Annotated in this window: 16 protein-coding genes; 6 read left to right on the top strand and 10 right to left on the bottom strand. The window is 64.2% G+C overall.

The annotated features are described in order from the left end of the window. Window positions 1–204: 204 nt before the first annotated feature. The 4 genes from AC3QL3_RS02870 to AC3QL3_RS02885 all read right to left on the bottom strand — a co-directional run bounded on the left by AC3QL3_RS02870 (window position 205) and on the right by AC3QL3_RS02885 (window position 4,587). Window positions 205–651, bottom strand: a complete 447-nt coding sequence (locus AC3QL3_RS02870; protein ID WP_492896775.1) for a DUF3574 domain-containing protein — start codon at window positions 649–651, stop codon at window positions 205–207. A 112-nt stretch (window positions 652–763) separates the two neighbouring features. Then, window positions 764–1,528, bottom strand: coding sequence for a tetratricopeptide repeat protein (locus tag AC3QL3_RS02875; protein WP_492896777.1), 765 nt, complete (start codon window positions 1,526–1,528; stop codon window positions 764–766). Window positions 1,529–1,567: 39 nt separating this feature from the next. Continuing rightward, window positions 1,568–3,832 (bottom strand): TonB-dependent receptor, encoded by a 2,265-nt coding sequence (locus AC3QL3_RS02880; RefSeq protein ID WP_492896779.1) that lies wholly within the window; start codon window positions 3,830–3,832, stop codon window positions 1,568–1,570. A 245-nt stretch (window positions 3,833–4,077) separates the two neighbouring features. Continuing rightward, on the bottom strand, window positions 4,078–4,587 hold the full coding sequence (locus tag AC3QL3_RS02885; RefSeq protein WP_492896780.1) for a C40 family peptidase: 510 nt from the start codon (window positions 4,585–4,587) through the stop codon (window positions 4,078–4,080). A 339-nt stretch (window positions 4,588–4,926) separates the two neighbouring features. Here AC3QL3_RS02885 and AC3QL3_RS02890 point away from each other — a divergent pair, with 339 nt between their 5' ends. Next, window positions 4,927–6,060, top strand: coding sequence for a pyridoxal-phosphate-dependent aminotransferase family protein (locus tag AC3QL3_RS02890; RefSeq protein ID WP_492896782.1), 1,134 nt, complete (start codon window positions 4,927–4,929; stop codon window positions 6,058–6,060). Window positions 6,061–6,075: 15 nt separating this feature from the next. Here the strand turns inward: AC3QL3_RS02890 and AC3QL3_RS02895 are convergent, their stop codons facing one another. The 3 genes from AC3QL3_RS02895 to AC3QL3_RS02905 form a co-directional block, all read right to left on the bottom strand. Beyond that, complete coding sequence (locus tag AC3QL3_RS02895) at window positions 6,076–6,912, bottom strand: MBL fold metallo-hydrolase (protein WP_492896784.1); 837 nt, start codon at window positions 6,910–6,912, stop codon at window positions 6,076–6,078. A gap of 220 nt (window positions 6,913–7,132) precedes the next feature. Beyond that, window positions 7,133–8,011 carry a LysR family transcriptional regulator gene (locus AC3QL3_RS02900; RefSeq protein ID WP_492896785.1) on the bottom strand — a complete coding sequence of 293 codons (879 nt, stop codon included), beginning with the start codon at window positions 8,009–8,011 and terminating at the stop codon, window positions 7,133–7,135. A 68-nt stretch (window positions 8,012–8,079) separates the two neighbouring features. After that, entirely contained in the window at window positions 8,080–9,321 is a 1,242-nt protein-coding gene (locus AC3QL3_RS02905) for an aminotransferase class I/II-fold pyridoxal phosphate-dependent enzyme (RefSeq protein ID WP_492896787.1), read from the bottom strand. Between the two features lie 145 nt (window positions 9,322–9,466). On the opposite strand from AC3QL3_RS02905, the gene rsgA reads away from it, so the two are divergent. Continuing rightward, on the top strand, window positions 9,467–10,546 hold the full coding sequence (gene rsgA / locus AC3QL3_RS02910; RefSeq protein WP_492896788.1) for a ribosome small subunit-dependent GTPase A: 1,080 nt from the start codon (window positions 9,467–9,469) through the stop codon (window positions 10,544–10,546). A gap of 148 nt (window positions 10,547–10,694) precedes the next feature. Here the strand turns inward: rsgA and AC3QL3_RS02915 are convergent, their stop codons facing one another. After that, on the bottom strand, window positions 10,695–11,354 hold the full coding sequence (locus tag AC3QL3_RS02915) for a flavodoxin family protein (RefSeq protein WP_492896789.1): 660 nt from the start codon (window positions 11,352–11,354) through the stop codon (window positions 10,695–10,697). Between the two features lie 107 nt (window positions 11,355–11,461). Here AC3QL3_RS02915 and AC3QL3_RS02920 point away from each other — a divergent pair, with 107 nt between their 5' ends. The 4 genes from AC3QL3_RS02920 (at window position 11,462) to AC3QL3_RS02935 (ending at window position 18,770) form a co-directional block, all read left to right on the top strand. Further along, a complete protein-coding gene (locus AC3QL3_RS02920; RefSeq protein ID WP_492896790.1) occupies window positions 11,462–12,373 on the top strand; it encodes a LysR substrate-binding domain-containing protein in 912 nt (303 codons plus the stop codon). A gap of 360 nt (window positions 12,374–12,733) precedes the next feature. Beyond that, window positions 12,734–17,497: an RHS repeat-associated core domain-containing protein gene (locus tag AC3QL3_RS02925; RefSeq protein WP_492896792.1), complete on the top strand. Its 4,764-nt coding sequence runs from the start codon at window positions 12,734–12,736 to the stop codon at window positions 17,495–17,497. Between the two features lie 394 nt (window positions 17,498–17,891). After that, window positions 17,892–18,179, top strand: a complete 288-nt coding sequence (locus AC3QL3_RS02930; RefSeq protein WP_492896793.1) for a hypothetical protein — start codon at window positions 17,892–17,894, stop codon at window positions 18,177–18,179. Window positions 18,180–18,401: 222 nt separating this feature from the next. Then, the gene (locus AC3QL3_RS02935; protein WP_492896794.1) at window positions 18,402–18,770 is read left to right on the top strand and encodes a hypothetical protein; all 369 of its coding nucleotides are present in this window, start codon (window positions 18,402–18,404) and stop codon (window positions 18,768–18,770) included. 559 nt (window positions 18,771–19,329) lie between these two features. Here the strand turns inward: AC3QL3_RS02935 and AC3QL3_RS02940 are convergent. Together AC3QL3_RS02940 and AC3QL3_RS02945 are read right to left on the bottom strand one after the other, a co-directional pair. Beyond that, the gene (locus AC3QL3_RS02940; protein WP_492896795.1) at window positions 19,330–20,307 is read right to left on the bottom strand and encodes a TolB family protein; all 978 of its coding nucleotides are present in this window, start codon (window positions 20,305–20,307) and stop codon (window positions 19,330–19,332) included. A gap of 593 nt (window positions 20,308–20,900) precedes the next feature. Then, the gene (locus tag AC3QL3_RS02945) at window positions 20,901–22,550 is read right to left on the bottom strand and encodes a choice-of-anchor Q domain-containing protein (RefSeq protein ID WP_492896796.1); all 1,650 of its coding nucleotides are present in this window, start codon (window positions 22,548–22,550) and stop codon (window positions 20,901–20,903) included. Between the last annotated feature and the right edge of the window lie 16 nt (window positions 22,551–22,566).

Below are 22,566 nucleotides of genomic sequence, written 5' to 3' on the forward strand. Positions count from 1 at the left end.
GGCCATGGATGGCCATGGGTAGACCTTCCGCAGTCATTGCCCGGCCACCAAGGGAATGACTCGCAAGGTTGCAGCAATCAAGGGCGATCGCATGAGTACATCAAAAGTGCGGCCATGGATGGCCGCTGGTAGACGCGCCGCAGTCATCGCCTTTGCCGGCGAAGTAGCAATTAGCAAGGTTGCAGCGATCATGGACGATCGCACTCAGAACGACACGTCGGCAGGCTGCGTCACACGCAACACCGACTGATCACCGCTCGCACGCTTCCACGCCGCGCGAATCGCCTCGACGTCGGCGCGATGCTGCGGCGTGTCCGGATACAGCAGCAGGATCACCTTCGAACGCAGGCGCTCGGGTTGCGTCGCACCGCGGTCGCGCCACTGGCCGTAGATGTCGTAGACGCTGAGGCCATCGGGAAAGCGCGTGGAGACTTCGCGATCGAGAAACTCGCGCCACTGTGCTTCGCTGGTGCCGGCGCTCGCGTCGTCGGCCGGGCCGGTGCCGAAATAGAGCTCGGTGCGCACCCAGCCTGTGGCGGCGGCCGGATGCGCCGGATCGCCGTGCAAGGTCGCGCTGGATTTCGGTGCGGGCGTCGTGCAGGCGGCGAGGCCGAGCAGTACGGCGAAGAGGACGGCGTTGCGTGGTTTCATCGGCCGATTCTAGGCGTTGGCGATGCGTGGCGGAATGGACGTCCGGCCGGCCAAGCGGCCATGAGCTTATGCGCTTTCGGCGCGCCGTCCGCCGCGCCCGGCAGCACACGTCTCACCGAGCCGCGGCAATGCCTCGCGCAAGCTCGCGCAGCGGCGCATGCGGTGATCGCGCCAACATCGGTTCGAGATGATCGAGGTAGGCGGGCGTCGCTGTCGCGATGGAGCGCCGCAGCCAAGGCAGCGCCTCGTCGATGCGGCCTTGTTCGACCAGCACCGAGGCATGGCTGGCCTGGCCGCGAAAGTCGCCGCCTTCGGCCGAGCGCCGGTAGCAGTCGAACGCGGCCGCGCGATCGACCGGCGTCTCCCAGCCGTATTCGTGGTATTGACCCAGGAAGTGCAGCGCACGTGCGTGACCGAGCGCAGCCGCGCGCTGAAACCAGGCGAAGGCGGCGGCGCGGTCGCGCGCGACGCCGCGGCCGTGCGCGAGCTGATGCGCGTGGTTGTAGATCGCCCAGGCGCAATCGCGTTGCGCCGCGTGCCGATACCAGACGGCGGCGAGCGCGTGGTCGACCGGCGTGCCGAGGCCGTTCTCGTGGCAGCGGCCGATCATGTTCATCGCCGATGCCAGACCGGCTTCGGCCGCGATCGAAAACCAATGCAGCGCTTCGTGCGGATCCGCGGCGCAGCCGACGCCGTTGATCAGCAGTTGTCCGTACAAGAGCTGCGCGGCGGCGTCATCGGCCAGCGCGAGCGCACGCAAGCGCAGCGCAGCGGCGGCCGGATCCTCGCGCAGCTGCTGCACGATCTGCGCGTGCCGTGCGCACGCGGTCTCGTCGACCTCGAGCGGCGAGGGCGTTTCGTCGAGGACGTGATTCATGGCGCGCAATGCGGCGCGAGGGCGATGACGCGCGACGAGTCAGTAGCGGAAGTCGGCGGTCAGCATCCAGGTGCGCTCGGCCGCCGGCACGGCGTAGTGGTAGTAGACCTTGTCGTAGTAGCGCTTGGCGAACAGGTTTTGCAGGTTCAAGCGCAGGCCGAAGTTCGGCAACACCTGCCATTTGCCCATCGCATCGAAGCGCCAGTAGTCGGGGATATGGCGCGTCGGCGTGCCGTAGTAGCCCACCTGCTCGTCGCGGTAGTAGGCGCCGCCGCCGACCACCAGGTCGGGACGAATCTGATAAGTCGACCACAGGCTGAAGGTATTGCGCGGCGTATCGACCAACTGGCGGCCGACGCCGGCGTCGTAGTCGTTACCCTTGACCAGCTTGCCGTCGAGATAGGAATAGCCGGCGATCAGGTTCCAGGCTTCGGTAATCGAGCCGTTCGCGCTCAGCTCGACACCGCGTACGCGTGTCTTGCCCACTTGTGCGAGCACGTCGGGCGCAATTTCCACCGAGGCGTTCTCATGCGTCTCGCTGAACACGCTGCCGCTGAGCAGGAGCCGGCGCGAGAACAGCTCCCATTTCGTACCCAATTCGATGCTGCGGGTCTTTTCCGGATTCAAGCCGGAGCGGCTGCCGCTGACGCCGTCGACGTCGCTGGAGACGAGGCTGGCCGGCACGGCCGAGGTGCTGGTCATCAGGTAGATCGAGCCGCTGTCGGCCGGCTTGAAGATCAAGCTGGCCTGGTAGTTGAACAGGGTGTGGTCGTCGGAGATGTTCTTGCTCGGATCGCCCGGTGCGCGTGCCTTGATCTTGTAGTCGTCCCAACGCAGGCCGAAGTTGGCCTTCCAGCGCGGGCTGAAGGTCAGGGTATCGAATGCGTACAAGGCGGCGCTGCGCGTCGTGTAGTAGGTCTTGGCCGGATTGAGCGTGACGCTGCCGGTCCACGGATCGCGCGGGTTGGGGCGATACAGATCGGTGCAGATGTGCTGTTCGCGGCGGGACACGTATTGCGGATCGCCCGGCAGGTAGCAGTTCTCGTTGTCGAACGGGCCGCCGCCGTCGGGCTGCGTGATCAGCAAGCCGTTCCAGTTGCCGTCGCCGGCCTGCTGGAGGTGCTCTTGCGCGACCTCGGCACCGACGTTCACGTCGTGCTGCACGGAGCCCGTGTCCCACCGGCCGAACACGTCGGTTTGGCCGATGTAGGTCTGGTCCTTCGCCCAGCGCGCGAGCGGCAGCCGATAGACCGAGCCGTTGAGGGCATTGCCGGCGGCATCGTCGGGATTGGTGACGACGTAGTTGTTGACGTTGCGGTTGCTGCGCAACTGCGTGCGCCAGGTGTAGCCGTTGTCGAAGTCGCGCTCGAAACGCGCCGACACGCTGTCGGTGCGATTCTCGCGGAAATCGCGCGCGAGCAGGCCGTAGAAATTCTTCGGGTCGACCGCATGCGTTTCGGTGATCGGAGTGCCGGTGTTCAAGTCGATCGGTACGCCGAAATCCGGCGTGCCGTGGTCTTCGAGGTGGTAGTAGCTGAGGATCAGCCGGCTCGGTGAGCCGAGGCCGAACGTGATGGTCGGCGCGAAGCCGGTTTTCTCTGCACGTATCGCATTACGGCCCGGCACGCCGCCGCCCATGTTCATGAGGTTGAAGCGTGCGGCGACGCCGTCGCCGAGTTTCAGGTTCGCATCCGCGGCCACGCGATATTGCTCGGCCGTGCCATACGTCGTCGAAAAATCGACGAACGATTCCGCTCTTGCCGTCTTGGAGACCAGATTGATGCTGCCCCCGCCGTTGCTGCGCCCGGCCATCGACGAGTCGGGGCCTTTGATCACCTCGACTTGTTCGGTGTTGAAGATGTCGCGCGTCTGCACGCCGACGTCGCGCATGCCGTCTAGGTAGACGTTCGCGGTCGAATTGAAGCCGCGGATCGACGGTCGGTCGCCGACCGGATTGCCGCCTTCGCCGGCGCCGAAGGTGATGCCGGGTACGTTGCGCAAGGCGTCCTGCAACGAGTTCGCGGCCGTGTCCAGCAGCAGCGAATGCGGCAGCACAGTCACCGACTGCGCGGTATCGAGCAGGGGTGCGGTGAACTTGGCCGACGCCGGTTCCATCGTCTGACCGTGCACATCGACTTTCTCGAGCTGGGTCGCGCGCGATTTCTCGGCCGGCGGCTCGGTGTTCGATTCCGGCGGCGCATCCTGCGCCATCGCGCAGCTGCCGCTGAGGGCCAGGGCAAAGCCGATGGCACGGGTAAGAGCGTTTTGCGGCGCGTCGAGCGCCAGGCGAGTGGAAGCCAGCATGAGAATTCCCCAAGGAGACGGCGCGTCGACGAGCGACCGCGGTGGCAAGACACCGTCCGCCGATCATATTCGACATTGATTCTCATTCGCAATTAGAGGGCGTGCACGAACTTCGGCGAGGCCTGGGCCGAAATCGGAAAAAAAGCGAACGCGAGCGGCGGCGCCGGTATCGGCCGCAGCGGGTCAGGACAAGAGGGGGAAGGGTGAGACGTGCGCCTCACCGAATGACTACAACGGAGCTTGGCTCAGGACAGCACGTTCGGGCGCTTGGCGCCGACGAAGCGCTTGGCCCAGTAGCCTTCGTTCAATTCGCTCACGCTGATGCGCTTGCCGGTCGACGGCGCGTGGATGAAGCGGCCCTCGCCGAGGTAGATGCCGACGTGCGAGATGCGCTTGCCTTTGACGCGGAAGAACACCAGGTCGCCGGTCTTCATTTCGTCGCGGCCGATCTGGGTGCCGGTCAGGTATTGGCTGGCCGAGTTCTGCGGCAGTTCTTTGCCGAGCGCGTGCTTGTAGACGTAACGCACGAAGCCGCTGCAATCGAAGCCGGTCGACGGCTCGCTGCCGCCGCGGCGGTAGCGGATGTCGCGCAGGGTCATGGCGAAATCGGCGAGCAGGTGGCGCAGGCCGCCGCTCTTGGGCGTCTTCGCTTCGACCGCCTCGATCTTCGGTGCGAGCGCCGCGGGAGCGAGGGTGGAGGCCGGCGCCAGCTCAGTGAGCGGGGCGGCCGTGGTCAGCGCAGCGAGAGGGTTCATTTCCCAGTTGCTGAGGTCGACGTCGACCATCGGACTGGCAATGGCGAAACTGCAGGGGGTAGCCAAAACAGCGAGCAAAAACAAAGACTTCATCCGCTGGATTGGCATGAGGCAGGCTCCCCGTTACGGCTTTGATTGGAGTCGCCAGCCGTACCGGCGAGCGCGCGAAGGGCGGACCTTAGCAAAGGATTTTTGCGAAGTTGTTTGGCTGGCGTTAAGAAAAGTCGACGTTCCGAGAAAAGCGCGCTGTGATGCGGGGACTATCGATGCTGCGCTGCGGCGACGTGCGATGATCCGCGTTCAAGCGCCTTCCGACCTGCCCGATCAGGAGTCCGTTCGATGCCGTCGATCCAGAGCTTCCGCCCGCCCTCCCGCTTGCTGCTCGGCCCCGGTCCCTCGCCGGTGCCGCAGCGCATCCTCGACGCGCTGGCGCGGCCGACGATCGGCCATCTCGACCCGGCCTTCATCGGCATGATGGATGAGCTGAAGGAACTCCTGCGCTACGCCTTCCGCACCGAGCATGCGCTGACCCTGCCGATTTCCGCGCCCGGCTCGGCCGGCATGGAAGCGGCCTTCGTCAATCTGATCGAGCCGGGCGACACCGTCGTCGTCTGCCGCAACGGCGTGTTCGGCGGCCGCATGCGCGAGAACGTCGTACGCCTCGGCGCGACCGCAGTGATGGTCGACGATGCGTTCGGCCGGCCGATCGACCTCGGCAAGGCCGAGGCCGCGTTGAAGGCGAATCCGGGTGCGAAGGCGCTCGCCTTCGTGCACGCCGAAACCTCGACCGGCGCGGTCTCCGACGCGGCCGCGTTGTGCCGTCTCGCGCGTGAACACGGCGCGCTCAGCATCGTCGACTCGGTCACAGGCCTCGGCGGCATCGCGGTCGAAGTCGACGCCTGGGGCGCCGATGCGATCTATTCGGGTTCGCAGAAATGCCTGGCCGCGCCGCCCGGGCTCGCGCCGCTGTCCTTCAGCGACGCCGCCGTCGCCGCGCTGAAGGCGCGCAAGACGCCGGTGCAGAGCTGGTTCCTCGACCTCGGCCTGGTCATCAACTATTGGCAGGGCGCCGGCGCGCGCGCCTACCACCACACCGCGCCGATCAACATGCTGTACGCCTTGCACGAGGCGCTGGTGATGCTGCAGGAAGAAGGCCTCGAAGCGGCCTGGGCACGCCATCGCGCCAACCATCTGCGCCTGCGCGACGGTCTCGCCGCGCTCGATCTGGAACTGTTCGTCGAAGAACCCGCGCGCCTGCCGCAGCTGAATGCGGTCAGCGTGCCCGACGGCGTTGACGAGGCCCTGGTGCGCCGCCGCCTGCTCGCCGACTACGGCATCGAAATCGGCGCCGGCTTGGGCGAACTCGCCGGCAAGATCTGGCGCATCGGTCTGATGGGCGCGGGCAGCCGGCCGGAGAATGTCGATCGTGTGCTCGAAGCGCTCGGGGCGATTCTCGAGCGCAAGGCGGCCTAGCGGCATCCGCGTTCGCTAAGGCGTGGTCTCGACGGGCAGCCACGCGTAGCCGCCATTCGCGCGTTCGAGCCGACCGAGGCCGGGAAACGCGACGTGCGCCGCCGCGATCAGCAAGCGCTCGTCTGCCGCCGCGGCAAAGACCTGCTCACGCGCAGCGCGCGCCCGCGCAGGAGCGCTGTCGTAGCGGATCGTCACCGCAGGATCGGCGAACTGCACGCCGGCGACGTGCAGCAGATCACCGATCAAGAGCAAGCTCCGCCCCTCGCTGTCGACGCGAAACGCGCTGTGTCCGGGCGTGTGTCCGGCCGTCGCCAGCGCGCGGATGCCGGGTGCGAAGGTGTCGCCGGCGTGGAAGGTCCGCAGCCGGCCGGACGCGCGATAAGGTTCGAGCGCGGCGCGCGCGCCGTCGAAAGCGGCCTGCACGCTGGCGTCGACTTTGCCGGCATTGCGTCGATCGAGCCAGAACGCCGCTTCCGTTTCGTCGACGTACACGACCGCGTTAACGAACGCGGCGCGGCCGGCGCGCGCAATGCCGCCGACGTGATCGGGATGCAGATGGGTGAGCAAGATCGTGTCGATCGCCTCGCTGGCGTAGCCGGCCGCGTGCAGACGCTGCGGAAGCCGGCCGAGTTCGGGTCCCTGCAGCTCACCGGCGCCGGCGTCGACCAGGATGCGGCGCGTGCCGGTGTCGATCAGGTACGCGTTGACCGGCGTCGCGATCGTCTCGGGCAACTGGGTGCGCTCGAGTGACGCATCTGCATTCGAGTCGGGGTGACCGATCAGCAAGCGGGCGGCCGGCAGATCGAACAGCCCGTCGCACAGCGCGACGACGGTGAATGCGCCGAGCTTCATCGTGTAGTAGTCGCAGGGCGCGGATGTCGGCGTGGATCCGGCGTGCGCTGGTGCCGCGTCGGCCGCGGCGCAAAGGCCGCTCGTCAGGGCGAGCAAGGACGCGATGAGAGGTCGGTGTGAGGATCGGGTCGGACACATGGCGAGAGGCTTGCGAGGAGGGGACGCAAGCATCGGTCGCGGCGCGCAGCGCGAACACTGACGGATTTGAACCCGCGCCCGTTCAATTCTGTTCGGGCGCGTGCGGCTCCGCGTCGCCGAGCATCGCGACGGCGAGATCGGCCAGCGCGCGCAGGCGATCCATGCGCCGCAGATCGCGGTGATAGCCCATCCACAAATCGCGCTCCGGCGGCGCTGCATCCAGCTCGATCCGACGCAGCCCCGGCGTCCGATCGCCGAGCGCGCACGGCAGCACGGCGATGCCGAGACCGAGCGCGCACAGCCGCGCCTGCAGGTCGCGGCTGTTGCTGCGCAGGGCGACCTGCGCCTGCGGCAGTCGATCCTGCAGCCAGATCGTGTCGGGATAGTCGTAATGCGTGGTGTCCATCAGCACGAGACGGCAATCGCTGCCGTCGCTGGTCATAGGAGTGGCAGCTCCCTCGCCCGCGTACACGGCGTAGCGGATGCGCAGCAGGCGGCGCTGCACGATGTCGGCGCCGACGAACGGCACCACGCGGAACGCGATGTCCGCTTCGCGCCGGCTCAAGTCGAACGGGCGCGCGTCCGCGCTCAGTTCCGGCACGAGGCGCGGATGGCGGCGGCCGAGTTCGCGCAAGACCGGAGCCAGCACCGAGCTTGCAAACCAGTCGGGTGAGGCGATGCGCAGCACGCCGTCGAGGCTGTCGTCGTCGCCGGCGAGCCGTCGCTGCAGCGAGAGTGCGCCCGCTTCCATCGCTTCGGCCTGCTGCAGCACGGAGGCGCCCGCGTCGGTCAACAGAAGACCTTCGTTGTGGCGCTGAAACAAGGTCTGGCCGACCGCGGCTTCGAGCGCGCGCAATCGGCGCCCGATGGTCGGGTGGCTCAGCTGCAAGGCGCGCGCCGCGCCGCCGAGCGAACCGCTGCGGGCGACCGCGAGGAAGATACGGATGTCGCTCCATTCCATCGGCGGTCGCGTCGGGTCGTGCTACGGCTCGTCGAGGACGATCCGCGAAGCAGGCACGGTCGCGGAGATCAAGCCACGCGGCGTTTGCTGCCGGCCTTCTCGGCCGCACGCACCAACTCGCGTTCGATCGCCGCGAACGCCTGCTCGAGCACGGCCGGTTCCGGCAGCATCGTCACGCGGAAGTGATTGCGCGCCTGGATATTGAAGCTCGAGCCCGGCACCAAGATGATGTTCTCGCGTTCGAGCAGGCTCAGTGCGAAGGCTTCGTCGTCGAAGCCCGGCATGCGCTCGGCATCGACACCGGGGAACGCGTACAGCGCCGCGTGCGGCGTGACCATCTTCAAGAACTCGCTGCGCGCGACGCCGCGCAGGATCGCCGCACGCGCCTCGTACAGGCGGCCGCCGGGCTGGGTCAGCTTGCCGATTTCGTTCGGACCTTCCAGCGCGGGCTTGATCGCCCACTGCGCGGTCACGTTGCTGCATAAGCGCAAGGAAGCGAGCAGGTCGAGCGCGTGCAGCAGCGGTTTGATGCGTCGTTCCGCGCCGGTCAGCGAAAGCCAGCCGACGCGATAGCCGCACGCCAAATGCACCTTCGACAAGCCGCCGTAGCTGATGCACGGCACCTCGCCGGCGAGCGGCGCGAGCGGATCGAACTTGGCGCCGTCGTAGAGCACGCTGTCGTAGATCTCGTCGCACAAGAGCACCAAGCCGTGGCGCGCTGCGATCTCGACCAGCGCCTGCAGCACCGCGCGCGGATACACAGCGCCAGTCGGATTGTTCGGATTGATCACCACCAGCGCCTTGGTGCGCGGCGTGACCAGCGCGGCGATCTCGTCCGGATCGGGCTGATGCTCACGCTCGGGCGGGCAGTGGTAGTGCACCGGCACGCCGCCGTTCAAGCGCGTGGCCGCGGTCCACAACGGATAGTCCGGCGCCGGCACCAACACTTCATCGCCGGGATCGAGCAGGGCGGACAAGCTGAGACCGATCAACTCGCTGACGCCGTTGCCGAGGAAGACGCGTTCGGCCGCCGCGGCGGCGCCGTTGCGGCGATGCTGCGAAGCGATCGCCTCACGCGCTTCAAGCAAACCCTGCTGATGGCAGTACGCCTCGCTCTGCGGCAGCTTCTCGGCGATCGCATCGCGCAAGTGCTGCGGCACGCGAAAACCGAACAGGCCCGGGTTGCCGATGTTCAGGCGCAGGATCTGCCGGCCTTCGGCTTCGAGCTCGTGCGCGCGTCGGCTCAAGGGCCCGCGGATGTCGTAGCGCACCTGGTCCAGGCGGGCGCTGACCGCCACCGTCTGCTTCATCGAAAGTCCCGCGTTTGACGTAGTGAATGATCTTGACCGGCGATCCTAGCAGCGCCGCTGCGGCGCTGCATCAATCCGCCCGCGCACAGGACGAATCGTCATCACGCCGACAGGCGGCGGCCCGATCGCGGCTAGAATCGCGCCGATGCAGACCCCGAGCGAAGACGAGCACCGCCTCATCCACATCGGCTGGCGCGCGCTGCCGTCCGCCGAACCGATCTACCCGCCGCATTTCCCGGCCCGCGTCGTGGCGCAGCATCGCGCCGGCTACCAGCTGCACGACGGCGAAGCGGTGTTCAACGCGCAGCCGGCGGCGAAGTTCCTCAAGCGCGATCTGGACGCGACCGCGCGGCCGGCGGTCGGCGATTTCGTCGTCGTCACGCCGGCCTCGCCGCCGGTGATTGAACGCATCCTGCCGCGGCGCACCGAACTCAAGCGCGGCGCCGCCGGCGAAAGCCACAAGCAGCAGATCATCGCGACCAATGTCGATGCGGTGTTCGTGCTCAGCGGCCTCGACGGCGACTTCAATCCGGCGCGCATCGAACGCTATCTGCTCCTGATCCAGGGGAGCGGCGCCGAGCCGGTGGTGGTGTTGACCAAGGCCGACCAGAGCGCCGATGCCGAAGCGGCCCTAGCCGAGTTGCGCCAGCGCTTGCCGCTCGCGGTCGAGATGTTCGCGCTCAACGCCAAGTCGCCCGAGGCCGTCGCGCCGCTGCTACGCTGGCTCGGCCCCGGCAGCACCGCGGTGCTGGTCGGCTCCTCTGGCGCCGGCAAATCGACCCTGACCAACACCCTGCTCGGCGAGACGCGCCAGGCCACCGGTGAGGTGCGCGAGCACGACAGCCGCGGCCGTCACACCACCACCCATCGCGCCTTGCTGCCACTGCCGAGCGGCGGCTGTTTGATCGACACGCCCGGCATGCGCGAACTGAAGCTGACCGGCGACGAGGAACTCGACGAAGGCCAGTTCGCCGACATCGACGAACTCGCGCAAAGCTGCCGTTTCGGCGACTGCACCCACATGAGCGAACCCGGCTGCGCCGTGCAAGCCGCACTCGCCGACGGCCGCCTCGATCCGGCGCGCTGGCAGAACTATCTGAAGCTGCGTGACGAACTCGCCGCCGCCGCCGATACGCTCGAAGCGCAACTGCGCCGCAAGAGCGAAGCGCGCGTGTTGACCAAGGCGCTCGGCAAGCGCCTCGGCGAGAAGTACGGCAAGCGTTGAGGCGGGTTCTGCGCGGGCGGTGAATCGAAGAGACGGCGGGGATCATTCCCGACCTTCCTGCGCCGCTGCGCGTTCGCGCGAGGCTCGGAACGAGTCCGTACCGTTCGCGGCCGGACACAACGGTGCTCGCATGGGTCAGCGATAAGCGCTACTCGGCCGCCGCCCACACCGCGGTACTGCGCGGCGTGTCCGCGCGATAGTCCGAGTACGCGCGCTCGAAGAATTCGCGCCCCAGCGCTTCGGCCGCTGCGATCGGATTGCGCGGATCGTGCACGACTTCGCCGCGGCGATTGCCGACGCCGTGCACGACACCGACGAAAGACGAGTGCGTGTAGCGCGCGAACTCCTGCAGCTGATGCACGATGCCGAAGGCGACGCCGGGATAACTCTCCTCCGACGCCACGCACAGACCGAGCCGCTTGTGCTGCATCCCGGCCAGCACCTCGTCGTGACGCGGATGGCTCGCCACGTAGTACTCGAACGAGCGATCCAGAAACGCCTTGGTCTGCGCCGACATGCCGTACCAATACACCGGCGTGCAGAACACCACGCCGTCGGCCGGCAGGAAGCGGTCAAGGAACAGTTCTGCGTAACCGTCCTCCGGCGCTTTCGCGTGCGGGTTGCGCGTGTCGTGCAGCAGATGCGCGATGCAGTCGTCGAGAAAGCGCAATTCGGCATGGGTGCCAACCGCCTCGGCACCGCGCCGCACCGCCTCGGCCAGTGCCGCACTGTTGCCGTCGCGGCGCGGGCTGCCGACCAGGATGAGCAAATTCCGTTTGTTGTCGTGATAGGTGTCTGCGGATGCCACGATCGTTCTCCGATGCTGGAATGAAGCGATCTTCGAGGCCGATCGGCCGCATTGGCAAACGAGCAGAATTTCGCCAAGATGAAATAGATTCATCCAGGAGCTAGCGCATGTTCGAACGCCTTCCGCTGACCGCTTTGCGTACGTTCGAGTCCGCCGCGCGCCAGCGCAGCTTCAAACTCGCCGCGGCCGAACTGCACGTGACACCGACCGCCGTCTCGCATCAAGTGCGCCGGCTCGAACACGAACTCGGCGTGCGCCTGTTCCAACGCCTGCCGCGCCGAGTCGAGCTGACCGCGCAGGGCCGCCAGCTGCACGAGCGACTAAGCAATGCCTTGCTCGACATCGCCGACACGCTCGCCGCGATCCGCTCGACGCCGGCCACCGGCACGCTCACCGTCACGACGACGTACTCGTTCGCGGCGCTGTGGCTGGTGCCGCGGCTGCATCGCTTTCGCGCGGCGCATCCCGACATCCAGGTGCGCGTCGAAGGACGCCCCGAAGTCGTCGATCTGCAAGTCGAACGCGGCATCGACCTCGCGATCCGCTACGGCTCGGGCCCGACGCCCGGCTTGGTCGCGCCGTGGACATTGCAGGAGAGCTTCGGCGTGTACGGCTCGCCCGCCCTCGTCGCGACGGCATCGAAGCGCGCGCCGACCTTGATCTCGGTGGCGTGGCAGGACTCGACGCTGTACGAGGACGGTTGGCGGCAGTGGTGCGAGTTGGCTGGGGTTGATTGGCTAAGCCGCGCTTCGTTGCTGGAGTACAAGGAGGAGCATTACGCCTTGCAGGCGGCGATTGCGGGGGAGGGGCTGGTGTTGGCGAGTTCGGTGATGGTTACGGGGAGCGTGCAGGCCGGTTTGTTGCGGCCGTATCGCGAAGATCTCTGTGTTGCTGGCGGCTACTATCGTGCTTTGTGCTTGCCGGGACGCGAGCGGCACGCCTCGGCGCGTGTGTTTCTTGAGTGGTTGCTGGAGGAAGTGGAGCGGCGGGAAGAAGTGCCGGTGCGGGCGGGCATCTGAATGCCGCGCGCGACTCGGCAGCGGGCCGCGCAAGGCTGCGTGCATGCTGATCACCGCTGACGCTCTCCGTCGCCGTTGGAGGCGGCGAAAACCCCTATTTTTATACGGGATGACGCGCTATTCGCCTATGACCAACACGGCGATGACTCGACGTACACTCGCGAAAAAAAACATAGCCTCCAGGTCGATACGATACGTAGGCATTGCCCGTGAGCCGAAAGAATCTGGCCAGGTGTATGAGGGGTGAGAGTAGCGCCAAAGGCGCAATGAAAAGACTGCAATCGTTCCGTCGCGACAGTGAAGTTTTCACCGTATAGGTTTTTGATGCAGCGTTAGAGCTAATTATTCTTCGGGGATCTTATGTTCTCTAGAGCTATCCGCGTCCTCATTTTGTTGCTCTCGTGCCAATGGCTCGATGCTCAGGCAACCGATACCGCCAATTTGACCTGGTACACAACGCATTGGTACGGCGGTGGTGGCTTTTATAAGCCGACGGAAGATCCTATTAGCCCGATGGTTTTGTACGGAAATGATTACAACGCCGCGATGGTAGCCAGTGTCGGTTATCCGGCTGTGTGCAATTTTTTTGCAGACGAATGGGTTACCAACGAACAATCAGAGGGCCTTTGCACCGGATTCTTCAGCACGCCGAAGGATCCTCCCTGCAAGATTCCATTCTTAAATGCTTACATGGTTCACTTGAATCCACCAGGGTGTTGGGCCGAATCAGGAATTGGGACGGCAACGTACATTAAGTGTGGCGATCCGGCCCTCGCGTTTTATGGGATGGGCCAGGAATGCCCTCTGGAACAGGATAAGGACTCCTGCGAAAACCCCAATCACCCGCCGGATGCGTGCTCCACTCCCACCACCGGAAACCCAATTTTCATAGGCTCCGGTAAGAAGATTGAATCGACGACGGACTACGCGGGAACTCCGGATCTGACGTTTGTTCGCACTTACCGCTCCAGTCGCGTCGTCAGCGGCGTGACCGGCTTCGCTGGTGGAACCTTCAGCAATTTTCACTTGCGACTGGTCAGCAATACGACCTTGGATCGCCTGTACGCGTATCGCGGCGACGGCTCTGTGTTCAAGTTCGACATCGTCGGTGGAACAGTGCAGCCCGACCCCGATGTCGCCGACCGCATCACGCCGATCGTCGATGGAAATGGCAAGCCCAACGGCTGGAACTACTATCGAGCCTTCAACGAAGATATCGAAACTTACGATCGCGGTGGCCGGCTCATATCGATCCTGCGTCGCAACGGGCAATTGGTTCGGTTGACTTATCGAGGCGGCGCCGGAGAGATCTACCCCGGCGGGGCGCCCAACTGCGCGACCACCCCTCCCGATTTCGTGATCAACGGAACCTATGCGCCGTGGTGCGTGACCGATGCGCACGGGCGCCAGCTCAACTTCAACTACGACACGGAAGGGCGAATGACCCGTCTGGTCGATCCGGCCGGTCAGGTTACGACGTACGACTACAACGGCCCCAGCGCGGCGTTCCCAAATACTGCCGGCTCTACCTTGGCGCTGTTGACGAAGGTGACGTATCCGGATTCGTCGTTTCGCACTTATCACTACGACGAGCCCGCGAACAGCCCATCGGGAACGCACGGTCTGCTCACCGGCATCAGCGACGAGAACGGCGCTCGCTACGCCACGTTTCGCTACAGCGTGAACGGCTACGCGGCGGACACGCTTCACGCGGGCAATGCCAATCGCTATCAACTGAGCAACGCCGGTGGAAGCAGCATCACCGTCATCGGTCCGCTCGGCCTGGCCCGCACCTACGGTTTCGAAACCCTTTGGAGCACGCAGCGCAACACTACGGCGGTTCAGTCGTTGCCGGGTGGCGGCACTGTTTCGCAAACGCTCGGCTACGACGCGAACAGCAACGTCACGAGTAGGCTGGACTTCAACGGCAATACGACGAGCTATCAATACGACCTCGCTCGAAATTTGGAGATCAATCGGGTCGAAGCGTCGAGCACGGCGGGCGCCGGATCGCCCAAGCGCACGATCGAAACCCAGTGGCATTCGAACTTCCGCGTGCCTCTCTCGCGCACGATCAAGAACGTCAGCAACATCCTCGAAGCCAAGACGACCTGGACCTACAACACCCGCGGCCAACAAACCGCCCGCTGCGAGCACGACCCCGTCGACGCAGCCGCGATGAACTACACCTGCAGCGCCACCGCCGCCCCGCCGGCCGGCGCCAAGGTCCGCCGCACCGTCACGACGTACTGCGAACAAGCCGACCTCACCGCCGGCACCTGCCCGCTGCTCGGTCTGGTGCGCTCGGTCAACGGCCCGCGCCCGGCCAGCGACACCGGTATGAGCGCCGGCCAAGACGACCTCACCACCTACACCTATTACCAGACCGACGACACCACCTGCGCCAGCAACGGCGCCTGCCCGCATCGCAAGGGCGATCTGTGGAAGGTGACCAACGCGCTCGGCCAAGTCACCACCTACGTCACCTACGACAAGAACGGCCGCGTCACGCGCACGCAGGATGCGAACAGCACCGTCACCGACTTCGTCTACCACGTGCGCGGCTGGCTGACCGACCGCATCGTGCGCGTGAACGCGAGCGGCTCGCCCGGCGTGGGCGATGCGACCACCCACATCGACTACGACGCGGTCGGCAACGTCAGGAAGGTGACTCAGCCCGACGGCGCCTTCCTCGCCTACACCTACGACGACGCGCACCGGCTGACCAAGATCGCCGACAACCAGAACAACACGATCGACTACTGCCCCGGCGGCGTCGGCAATGCGCAGTGCTTGGACGCCGCCGGCAACCGCCGCGTCGAGCAGGTCAAAGACCCGTCCGGCGCGATCAAGCGCAGCCTCGGCCGCACGTACAACCAGCTCAGCCAGCTGATCCGCCTCAGCAACGCCGCCGGCGCCGCGGTCGAGCAGTCGCAAGGCCTCAGCGACACCGGCGTCGCCGACGGCTACGACGGCAACGGCAACCGCGTGCTGAGTCAGGACGGTCTCGGGTACACCACCAAGCAGCGCTACGACGGCCTCAACCGCCTGGTCGAGACGCTGCAGAACTACGGCGGCGTCGACACTGCCACCGCCAATACCAGCACCGGCTACGCCTACGACTCGCGCGACAACCTGCGCCAAGTCACTGACCCGGACAACCTCAACACCGTCTACGACTACGACGGCCTCAACAACCTGACCGGCCTGCACAGCCCCGACACCGGCGACAGCAGCTACACCTACGACCTCGCCGGCAACCGCAAGAGCCAGACCGACGCACGCGGCGTCACCAGCAGCTACACCTACGACGCACTCAACCGCCTCACCGCCATCGCCTATCCGACCACCAGCCTCAACGTCGGCTACGCCTACGATCAGGCCAACGCGACCACCGGCTGCGCGACCTCCTATCCGCTCGGCCGCCTGACCAAAATGACGGACGCCTCGGGCAGCACGACCTATTGCTACGACCGCCGCGGCAACATCACGCGCAAACAGTTCACCAGCGGAACCGTATTTACGACGAGCTATACCTACACGACGTCCGACCGGCTCGCCTCGATCACGTATCCCGGCGGCGCCATCGTGGCCTACACGCGTGACGCGCTCGGCCGCATAACCGGCGTGACCTGGAAGGCGAACGCAACCGCCACGGCGACAACCATCGTCAGCAACGCGAGCTACTACCCGTTCGGTCCGTTGAATGTGCTGACTTTCGGTAACGGCCGCACCCTAACCAAGAGCTACGACCAGAACTACGCGATCGACGCCGTGCAGAGCTCGAACGCGAACGGCCTGGCGCTGGACTTCGGCGTCGACGTGATGGGCAACATCGTCAGCGCGAAGCCGCCCGGCTCATCGAGCCCGACCCTGTACACCTACGATCCCTTGTATCGGCTGAAGACGGTCGCACCGAGCCCGCCGGCGACCGGCACGATCGAGGCCTACACCTACAACAAGACCGGCGACCGCCTCAGTGCCCAGCTCGGCAGCAATCCCGCCGTCAGCTATGGCTACGGCGCGACCTCGCACCGTCTCGCCAGCGTCGGCGGCGTCGCGCGCACCTACGATGCGAATGGCAACACGCAGACCGGCATCGCATCCAATCTGAACATGACGTACGACGCGCGCAATCGCCTCAGTGGGGCAACGAAGGGGACGATGGTTGCGAGCTACAAGTACAACGGTCGCGGCGAGCGTGCGATCAAGTCGCTCACCTACAGTGGGCTTGGTGAGGCCCCGACGCTCTATGTGTATGACGAGGGCGGCCAATTGCTCGGGGAATACTCCGTCGGTTCCCCGTTGGCCGAGTACGTCTATATCGAGAACGTGCCGATCGCCGTCATCAAGGACGGAGCGATGGTGTACTTGGAAACCGATCATCTCGGCACGCCGCGGCAAGTGTTCGATCCGGCAACCAATGCAGCGAAGTGGGCTTGGAGCTTCTTCGGCAATGCGTTTGGGGCGGATGTGCCGATTCAGAGTCCTGGAGGTGGGGCGGTGTATGCGATGAGTTTGAGATTCCCAGGGCAGTATTACGACGCCGAAACTGGATTATCTTACAACTATTTTCGAGATTATGAGTCTGCAACGGGAAGATATATTGAAAGTGATCCCATTGGGCTAACAGCTGGGTATAGTACATTCACATACGTAAAATCCAATCCAACGAGATATTTTGATCCTTTGGGGCTGATATATGGGTGCCCCTCGGACAAAGTCCCCGTAATGATTGATCCTCACGGAAATGGAAGTGGAACCTTCCAGTGCGTGCCTAATCCTGGCGCGCCAATACCACCCCCTACCTGTGCGCCGGGATATTCTCCACAGCGGATAGGGCCGCCCCTTGCGTATTCCGATAGCTGGCCAATGTGGATGTGTGTTCCGCCACCACAGACGTCTTATGCTAGCTGCATTGAAAAATGCATTGGTAAATTTAATCCATGGTGGACAACTCCTCTTACGGGAGGAATTGGAGTTGTCGGCGGTACAGTCACCACCGGCACTGTCGCGACCGCGTCACTTTGGGGTGGGGCTGCCGCTTCATCATGGGGCGTGGCATCCAGTCTTGGATGTGCAATCTCATGCGGGGGCGACTCTTGCGGGTACGACAATCTTTAGTGTCTTGGCCGTCGAAATATTCGATAGATAGATAGTTATTTATATTTATGAGAGAAAAACAAAGAGCTTTTGACTATTTTTTGGTCGGAGTTACTTCGTTTGCGTGTTTCATTATTTTTTTAATATTTAATATGAGTTTACAGTTTACTATATTCCTAGTTATGTCATTATTATTTTTTTATCTTGGCGCTAAGCAACTGAAGAAATAAAATAATGGTAAGAATAAAGAATAATGTCTGGACATATTCTAAATAGATCAAATAAGCGTAGTCAGAGTAACTTTCTTTAGAGAAGCGCTAGGCACGATCGATATAGGGGCTCGCTGCGGTCGTCGCAGCCTAGCGCCGTGCTCGGCGCTTCAAGGCCAAGCCCTTCGGGCGCGCTACGCGCGGCCTTGACCCGCCTGCGCGCGGCGCTGGAAGGGGACGCCCACAGCGATCCCTTCCGGGCCGCGGGCGAACGGAGAAAGGCCATGCACGATGAACTCACTCTGCAAATCCAAGACCTGCGCTACGCGCTCTCGCGACACGTGCCAGCGATGAAGCGCCAGGTCCGCATCGAAACCGGCTACGGCTCGGTCGAGTTCTACGGCACGCAGGCGCGCAAGATCGCCGCGCTGTGCGAAGAACTTCTGCGGCGGCGGCTACAACGCGCCGAACGGCAAAGCGGGTTGCCACGCTAGCGCATCACAATCGCACCAGGCGCCTCCATGCCGCCTGGTGCTTTTTTGGCTTCGACCCAGGATAAAGAAAAAGGTACTCTGACCCCGATACGGCCATGGCGATCATCGCCGATAGTTGCCGGAAAAGTTTCTCTGGCTCCGTTATGGCCCGTATTATGATTACAAAGTTGACTGCGGTGCTTTATGCGTAACGTATTGATTTTAATTATTCTTATAATCTCTATGAGCTCCTATGCCGATGATCGGCATGTGCCACTTCCGTTTGAAATTGACGGAGGACGAGCGGCTCTTGAGGCGTTGGGGAAGAAAAATCGACTTAAGGGTGGCTTTGCCATTCAAGCGGTGAATGAGAACGTGATGGTTCTATACCGTAGCGCCGGCTCGGGGCGGGCCCTCGTGGACATTTACGTCTACGGCTGTGTGCCTTCATGGTGTAGCCTTATTGCACTAAGAAGAAGCCTTCCTGTTGACGTGAAGATGCACGAACCTTTGAATGCAGAAATTTTGCGCGATGGCTACGTTCTTTCTGTGCGTTCTGGGGGCGGTATTGAGCAGTTTCGAGTAGCAATTCCTGGCGACAAATATAAGTAACTGAAATGGTTGTGCGTCGTCCGATAAGTATGGTGTAGGTATGGTTGGCTTTATCGAAGGAATGGAGTGCGTTAAGTAGTTTGTTGTGGGAGATGGGGGTCATGGCGTTATTGCAGTATCGCGTGCTATCTTTTAAGGTTGCATTTGTCGGTATTGCAATTGGATTTCTTTTGTATTTACCAAACTTTATAGGCTGCGAATTACTCGGTATAATTGGATTTTGGATCGGATTTCTTTCTGTTGTATCAGGAATGCTTATTCGTTTGGTGTCATTAATTTTAATTAAGTGATTAATTTTATGTGGGATGGAAACGGAGTCGGAGAGATGCGATACGCGGGCCGCGCGGTTGCGCAGCGTCCTAGTTCCGCTTCGATGGACGCTTGAAGGCGAGTACTGCCGAGCGTGCGCCGCCGTAGCACGTAAGCGCGTATCCCCGAAAGCCGGTCGAGGCTGAGCGCCTCCTCGAAGGGAATGCTGTAGGCGACGCGGCGTTCGTCTTCGCCCTTACCAACTGCAAGGCGAATAGCACCCGTCCATTCACCTCGCTCAAGCCAACGCCTATCGTATCCCCGCCGGCGCATCGATGACCCACAACGTCGTACTTCCGCTCGCATCAGGATCCGTCGGCGACGACTCGAACGCGATCTTGCTGCCATCGGCCGACCAGCCCGGAGCGCCGTCGAGGCCGCAGCTCGACGTGACTTGCGCGGTGGGTCCGCCGGTCGCGCGCACGACGAACAGATTCGCGACTTCGATCTCCTCGCCGCCGCCCGAATAGACGATGTACTCGCCGCTCGGCGACCACGAGGGATCGGTGGCTTCGCTTTCGTGGGTCACGCGGAACGCACCGCCGCCGTTCGTGTCGATCGTGTACACGTCCGGGTTGTCTTTGCCGATGGTCTTGCGCTGAAACACGATCTTGTCGCCGCGCGGCGACCATTGCGGTTGCGCGTCGTTGAAGCCTTGCGTCAGTTGCTGCAGGTAGCCGTCGCCGATGCGCACCTTCCACAGCTCGCCCGGCGAATTCGCAGGGGTTTGCGCGTGCGATTCGAACACGATCCATTGACTGCCGTCGGCGAGAACCGGCGAAACGGATGGCTCCCAGGCAGCGTATCCGCGCCGGTCGGTGATGCGCCTCGGCGGGGTTCCTCCGGCGGCCGAAACGAGATAGATCTCGTCGCGATCGTTGGAGACGTCGGAGGAGTAGGCCACTTCATTGGTCGTCGCGTTCCAGCATTGTCCCGGCAGGTTCACGCTCTGCGCATTGGTGGGGCTCAGCGTGCGCGCGCTGCCGCCGGCGAGGGGGACGGATTTCACGATGCCCTTGCCGGTGTTGTAGCGCGTTGTGAAGTTGGTGAACGCAAGCGTGGTGCCGTCGGGCGAGAAGCACGGGTTCTGCAGGCTGCCGGTGACGCCGGTCACCGGAATCTGTCGGGCCGTGTCGAAGCGGCAGGTGGGCGCGGCGGTCTGCTGCGCGTTCGCCAGCGACAGGCCGGTGCTGGCGACGACAGTCAGTAAAAGGGTTCCCTTCTTCATTCTCAGGCTCTCCTAGGATGCAAATCGATGGGCGCCGGTGCGGTGGACGCCGGCGAGAGGCTTACTGCGGGATCGACCATTCGGCGCGGCGGCCGCGTCGGCGGTGGGCCGGATCGGTGCGATCGTCTGGCTGTGCGTTGGGCTCGCTATGCGACTCGTGTGCAACGATTCGGGAAATCTCGACGCATACGAATCGACGGCGCGAGCCCACGGATCGGAGTCTCCAGGCGTAGTGCGGAATCGCCACCGGGATTCGCCGTCAGGCGCCGATCGCTGACACGCCAATGGGTGATGCGCGTCGCACTATTCGCTTTCGTGCGGAAGCTTCTCCGTCCCCGCGTGTTGGGGAGAGCTGTCGCGCGGAGGATCGAAGCGTTGCGCTTCGATTTCCCTCACCCGCGCCTGCGGCGCGACTTCGCCATCCCAGCTCCGTATCCGTTCGCGCATCCTGCGCTCACCCTCAGCCGCTCGTAGCGGCTCTGACCTCTCCCGCTCGCGGGAGAGGTCAGAGCGAGAGAGCTTGATGGGGAAAGAGCGAGCTGTTGCGTGGGATCAATGGAAGAAGGAATCCGCCTCTAGCGAAGGCAGCCGGATTAGCGAAGCACCATCCAACCGTCGGATTTCGCAGGCACGCCATCGAACCCGTCCTTGAAGATCACGTCGTCGGGCTGCTGCACCTCGAACGCCCCGATATCCGCCGCCGCGCCGGAAACGCGCACGAAGCCTTCGCCGCGCTGGTCGACCGCGAGCTTGGCCACATTGTTGCCGGCATCGATCGCGGGACTGTTCAAGCCCAGCGCGAGTGTGGGTGTCGGGCCGCCGTTCGCGGCCATCGGCAGCAGCTGCGGATCGGCGTTGAGGGTGTCCGTCGGCATCGCCAGCGTGCTGCCGACGGCCTGGGCCAGGTTGTTCGCGCCGGTGATCGCCACGGCGCCGTCGGCGTCGATGTCGGCGGCGAGGGTGGCGCCGTCGCCGGCGGCATTGTTGGAGACGATCGAACTCTGGATGTCCAGAATGCCGCTGCTGTCGTAGATACCGTCGAGGCGGAACATCAAACCGCCGCCGCCTGCGCCGGCGTTGTTGAACGCTACCGTGCTGTTGGAAAGATACAGCGGCCGCGAGGTCGCGATGCCGCCGCCGTGCGCGGCGGAGTTGCCGGCAATCGTGCTGTTGGTGATCGTCAGCTTGGTGTCCTGCGGCGGCGGTGGATCGCCGTAGGGGCTGAACACGGCTTTGAAGATGCCGCCGCCGTCGCCGTCGGCGCGGTTGTTTTCGATGGTCGAGCCGGTGATGGTGGCGACGCCGTGCACGTAGATGCCGCCGCCCGGCGCGTCCTGGCCCTCGTCGGTCGCCTCGACCGAGTTGTCCGAAATGGTGCTGTTGATCAGGGTCAGATTGCCGCGCGCATAGATGCCGCCGCCGAGCGTGGCGTAACCGTCGTCGCTGGCCAGATGCGAGGTGACGCGATTGCCCGACACGGTGCTGTTGATCAGAACGGCGGTGTCGCTGGCGTAGAAGCCGCCGCCGATCGCGGTACTGGAGGGACCGGTTCCCTCACTGACCGAATCGGTGATGCTGCTGTCGGTCAAGAGCACGGTGCTGGCGTCGAGCGCGCCGCCGAACACGATCGGTACCGTGCCCCTGGCGTAGCAGTTGGTCACCGTGACGCGATTCAAAGCCACCGTGCCGCCGGTTGCGTGCACGCAGCCGGCTAGGCCGCCGGTATAGGTGCCGTCGGCGATGGTCAGATCGTTGATCGTGAAGGTGCCCTTGTCGCTGGAGAAGCCGCCGACCACCAGCACCTGCGATTGGGTGGCGGCGGTGATGGTCAGCGCGCCGCGGCCCGGCCCCTGCAAGGTCAGATCGTAGAGCGGATGTTCGCCGAGCACGCTGGTGTCGAGCGCGCCCTGCGTCAGCGTGATCGTGCTGCAGGCGAGCTGGCTGAGATCGACAGTGTCGCCTTCGACGGCGCCGGCCAGCACGTTGCGCAAGGTGCCGGGATCGGCATCGTCGGCGCAGCTGGTGACCGGCAAGACGCCGGCCGGGCGCGAAGGTTTGGCTCTCGGCGCTGCGGCGGGCAACGCTTGGCCGGTCGCGACGGCATGGCGCTGCTGCAGACGCAGCGCGTAGCGATCGGATAGGGCGGACGCGTCGTGCGAGTGTGCGGCCGCCAACAGCAGCGCGAGCGATGCGGCGAGCGGGGTCAGGCGCGGAGCGAAGGGTTGCGGTCGAGCGTTCTTCATCATCGATTCCCAATGG

The organism is Dokdonella sp. GW821-FHT11D02, assembly GCF_058808595.1.